The sequence below is a fragment of the Streptococcus parasanguinis genome (assembly GCF_001578955.1).
Classification (GTDB): domain Bacteria; phylum Bacillota; class Bacilli; order Lactobacillales; family Streptococcaceae; genus Streptococcus; species Streptococcus parasanguinis_U.
The window spans coordinates 1-212 of the sequence record NZ_KQ969797.1; the positions used below are offsets into that span (position 1 = coordinate 1).

Annotated in this window: 1 pseudogene; it reads left to right on the top strand. The window is 44.3% G+C overall.

Annotated elements, in window-relative coordinates:
• A pseudogene (locus SPADD19_RS11250) lies at positions 1 to 212 on the top strand (C39 family peptidase); the annotation flags it as partial.

Genomic DNA, 212 nt, shown 5'->3' on the forward strand with positions numbered 1-212 from the left:
AGACACCAAAAGAAAGCCAAACAAGTCCTTCCAGCTCTCGTAAGGTCACATCCTCTTCATCAACAACAGTTACTGTAAAAACAAAGGAGCGTACAGAACCTAATCCACCAATGCCAGCAGAAGTAGCAGAGCGATTAAAAATTAAGGAAGGCAATACGGAAGCCGGTGGTCAGGAAACATTGCCATCTTCAAGCGAGGAACAAGCTTCATTG